The following is a 4028-nucleotide window of genomic DNA, read 5'->3' on the forward strand; positions in this document are numbered from 1 at the left end:
ACTGGTTTTAGCCATTTATTTTTCCTCCTTTATCTAACCTGAACAATTAGATTATACTTGGAAAAATAAATGGAAGCTAGAAGCCTTGTCAGCCACCAGCATAGCTGGTGGTTTTCTTGTTTTTCTCTACGAGAAAAACTGGCTTGAAGCCATAATAAAAACCGTAGCTATCAAAAGAGATAAACTACAGTTCTATATGTTTAAACATTCTTACAATCTCTCAAACAGTTCTTGCATTTGCACATCATCTGGAACCAGTTTTAAGTAAGCTTGTGCATTGACTTTTGCTTCCTCAAAGTAGCCCAATTCACGCAAGAGATAGATATAGTGTTCCAAAAACTCTGGATTGTCCTTTAAATCTCCTGCCAACTCTTGGTAATGCTCATAGGCAGTATCCAAATCGTCCATTTCTTGATAGGAACGAGCAATCATCCACTTGGTCAAGAGATTTTCTGGCTCATCGCTCTGCAAGTCTAGAATATCCTCATAACGCTCCTGCTCCAGATAAATAGTGGCTAAACGAAGCAAGATTTCTTCTGTATCCTCAGCGTCTTCTTTAGCTGTTAGGAGATAATTTTCTGCCCCACTTGCATCATGCAGTTCATAAGAGAATTGTGAAGCAGCTAGCAAGAGGCGAGTTTCAAAGGGATTTTTCTCTAAGCCTTGCTTAGCGATACGCAGGGCTTCTTGAACTTGGTGTTCCTTATGTAAGGCCTGACTGTACCCATACTCATAACCTTCAAAGTCAGGAGAAATGGTATCGATCTGCTTAAAGTAGAGGACAGCTTTTTGGTATTCTTCTTGATCAAAGTAAAGGCTGGCCAACTCAAAAGCTATTAGGTCATCGTATTCTAACTCCAAGGCTTTTTCTAAAAACTCTGTAGCCGTTTCCAATTTCCCTAACTGGGCATAGGCAAAGCCAATCCGTTGATAGGTAGAGATGCCTGTTTGCTCATAAATTGAGCGATTATCTAACTGGGCATAGCCTAGAATAGCCTCTTGGTAATTTTCCAACTCACTATCCAACTCTGCCAAGCCCAATATCAAAAGAGGATCCTCTGAGTAAGTCAAGGCTTCTAGTAATTTTTCACGCGCCACATCTGTCAAACCTTCCATCTGGTAAAGGTCTGCCTTAAGAAGCAAAGCAGAAACATACCAGTCACTGTCAGCTTGGATTTCCTCAAGATAGGCAAAGGCTTCCTCGATTTGACCATCCTCGCTAGCAATTGCAGCTAGATTAAGATGAACCTCTGGAAAATCCTCTACGATTTTCAGGTAAATTTCCTTGGCCTGAGGATAAAAACCAATTCCTTCAAGATAAGTAGCTAACTCATACAAAAGCTCACTTGAATCATTTTCTAAAGCTTTGGCGAAATAATGCTCAGCCTTAGTTAAATCTTGCTCTTCCAAAGCCTGTAACATCTGTTGACTATTGTTCACTCTTGACTTCCTCGCCCTCTAATTCATATAGACCACTGACTACCTTATACCATTCGAAAATGGCCGAAATGACAACCTTAGCAGAGGCATAAACTGGAATACCAAGTAAAACTCCCCAGATACCAAACATAGATCCTGAAGTTAACAAAACAAAGAGAACATTAATGGGATGGATATTTAATTGACTTCCCAAAATCAATGGAGAGACAAAACGACCTTCAATAGTTTGTTCTACGATAAAGACAATCACCACTTTTAAAAGCATAACTGGCCCAGCAATCAAGCCCAATACTAGGGCAGGAAGCATGGCTAGGAAGCTACCAAGATAAGGAACCAGATTTAAAATACCAGCAGTAACACCAAGCGTAACCGCATAGCGTAGACCAATAATCTTGAAGAAGATCATAAACATTACTGCTACAATAATAGCCACTGTCACTTGCCCTCGAACATAGTTGGACAACTGTTGATTCACATCTGATAAAACTTGTCCTACAGGTTCTTTCAATTTTCTTGGCATGAATTGGGTCAAATAGTTACGCAGGCCTTTCCCATCACGCAAGAGATAAAAGAGCATGAAAGGAACGATAATCAAGGCAACAATCACTTGAGAAGCTCCGCTAATAAAGGCACTCACCCAGTTGACTGCCTGAGATGAAACTTTACTTGCCCAAACTGTAGCCTGACTAGAGAAGTTTGTCAAAACCTGCTCTAACTGAGGTCTGAAATCATCTGGCAGGTGCTGGGCTACCAATCCATTAACAATCCTATCTATATCTTCTAAGTAAACAGGAACGTTTCTTGCAAAGGTCAAAACCTGACGTTGCAGATTTGGAATAGCTACTGCCAAGCCCCAAATGATAAAGATAGCGATGATGACAAAGACAATAGTGATAGCTATGACACGATTCACCTTATGCTTCTCCATCCAATCAACAATAGGATTTAATAAATAATATAGTAAACCAGATAGAATAACTGGCAGCATCACGACTGCCAAAAAGTCTAAAACAGATGAAAATAGAAAACTAATCTTACTTAAAATAAAAAGATTCAGTCCCAATAATAAGGTTACCAAAAATACCGTAATGGCCTTGTTATCCAAAAACCACTTGAAAAACCAAGACAGGCTAAAATGTTTCTCTTTTTGTTCCATAAATACTTCCTTTCTATCGTTCTCTCATTATACCATTTTTAAATCAAAATAACTCTTTTTTAAAGTGCTTACATCTAATTGGATGTCTTTAATTGGCTTGTTTTTGTGATATAATAGTCTTATCTTTATATAGAGGTAACGTTATGAAAGAAACTGTTTATTTTGGAACTTATACACGTCGTACTTCCCAAGGGATTTACAAGGCTGACTTTGATACAGAAACTGGTCAGCTTTCAAATCTAGAACTTTTTACAGCTGAGCCAAGTCCAACCTACCTTGCCTTTGACCAGCACCAACACCTATACACTGTTGGTAGTCAAGACGATAAGGGAGGGATTGCAGCCTATCAAACTGACGGGGCTTTATTAAATCACGTCGTTGAAAAAGGAGCTCCCCACTGTTATGTTGCCGTTGATGAAAAGCGTAATTTGGTCTATGCAGCCAACTACCACAAGGGACAGGTCCTTGTTTATAAACGTCAGAAGGATGGGAGTCTTCTACTTAGTGATATGGATCAACACAGTGGCCAAGGTCCACATGAAAATCAAGCTTCCCCCCATGTTCACTATACAGATTTAACACCTGACCACTATCTAGTGACCTGCGACTTGGGTACTGACCAAGTTATCACTTATGACCTTGATCAAGAAGGGAAATTATCTAAACTCTATACCTACAATAGCCAGCCAGGAGCGGGCTCACGTCATATCGTTTTCCATAACCACTATAAAATCGCTTATCTGATTTGTGAACTCAATAGCACTATCGAGGTTCTAATCTACGATGGCGTTGGCGAATTTGAACGTATGCAAGTGATTTCAACTCTACCAGACGGTTATGAAGGCTTTAATGGAACCGCTGCTATTCGTCTCTCTACAGACGGTAAATACCTCTACGCTTCTAACCGTGGTCATGATTCTATCGCAGTATATACCATCCTTGCGGACGGTAGCTTAGAGTTATTAGAAATCGTTCCAACACATGGTCAGACTCCACGTGATTTTGATTTGACACCTGACCAAAAATTTCTCATTGCTGTCCACCAAGACTCTGACAATGCAACTGTCTTTAAACGTAATTGTGACAATGGTCGTCTAGCAGAACTCTCCAACGACTTCCATGTTCCCGAAGCAGTCTGCATCCGTTTTGCTCCTTAATACTCTTCAAAAATCTCTTCAAACCACGTCAGCGTCGCCTTACCGTAGGTATGGTTACTGACTTCGTCAGTTCTATCCACAACCTCAAAACTGTGTTTTGAGCTGACTTCGTCAGTTCTATCGTAACCGCCCAATAACGAAGTATATTGAAAAATCTCCAGACTAGAGAACTCACGGATAGTTCCTAATCTGGAGATTTCTTATTTGCACTTTTCTTGTACAACTTTAGTCCATGGTAAATAAGCCTCTAAAACCTCTTTGTTTACGAGAGTTTC

At 40.0% G+C, this 4028-nt stretch carries 4 protein-coding genes; 1 reads left to right on the forward strand and 3 read right to left on the reverse strand.

The window, feature by feature from the left end:
- Positions 1-210: 210 nt before the first annotated feature.
- Both HT729_RS11425 and HT729_RS11430 read right to left on the reverse strand, forming a co-directional pair.
- Positions 211-1440: a tetratricopeptide repeat protein gene (locus tag HT729_RS11425; RefSeq protein WP_171043562.1), complete on the reverse strand. Its 1230-nt coding sequence runs from the start codon at positions 1438-1440 to the stop codon at positions 211-213.
- Entirely contained in the window at positions 1430-2596 is a 1167-nt protein-coding gene (locus tag HT729_RS11430) for an AI-2E family transporter (protein ID WP_100128008.1), read from the reverse strand. Before HT729_RS11430 ends, HT729_RS11425 begins: the two co-directional genes overlap by 11 nt.
- 143 nt (positions 2597-2739) lie before the next feature.
- Here HT729_RS11430 and HT729_RS11435 point away from each other — a divergent pair, with 143 nt between their 5' ends.
- Positions 2740-3753, forward strand: a complete 1014-nt coding sequence (locus tag HT729_RS11435; protein ID WP_000665636.1) for a lactonase family protein — start codon at positions 2740-2742, stop codon at positions 3751-3753.
- On the opposite strand, the gene HT729_RS11440 is transcribed toward HT729_RS11435, so the two are convergent.
- Positions 3750-3887, reverse strand: coding sequence for a hypothetical protein (locus HT729_RS11440; protein ID WP_172932033.1), 138 nt, complete (start codon positions 3885-3887; stop codon positions 3750-3752). The genes HT729_RS11435 and HT729_RS11440 overlap by 4 nt on opposite strands.
- Between the last annotated feature and the right edge of the window lie 141 nt (positions 3888-4028).

The sequence above is a fragment of the Streptococcus sp. 79 genome (assembly GCF_013277425.1).
In the GTDB taxonomy this organism is placed as follows: Bacteria; Bacillota; Bacilli; order Lactobacillales; family Streptococcaceae; genus Streptococcus; species Streptococcus pseudopneumoniae.

Excerpts from the sequence above, each read along its gene's own strand:
- HT729_RS11430 (WP_100128008.1), bottom strand. The coding sequence starts at position 2,596 with ATGGAACAAAAAGAGAAACATTTTAGCCTGTCTTGGTTTTTCAAGTGG.
- HT729_RS11435 (WP_000665636.1), top strand. The coding sequence starts at position 2,740 with ATGAAAGAAACTGTTTATTTTGGAACTTATACACGTCGTACTTCCCAA.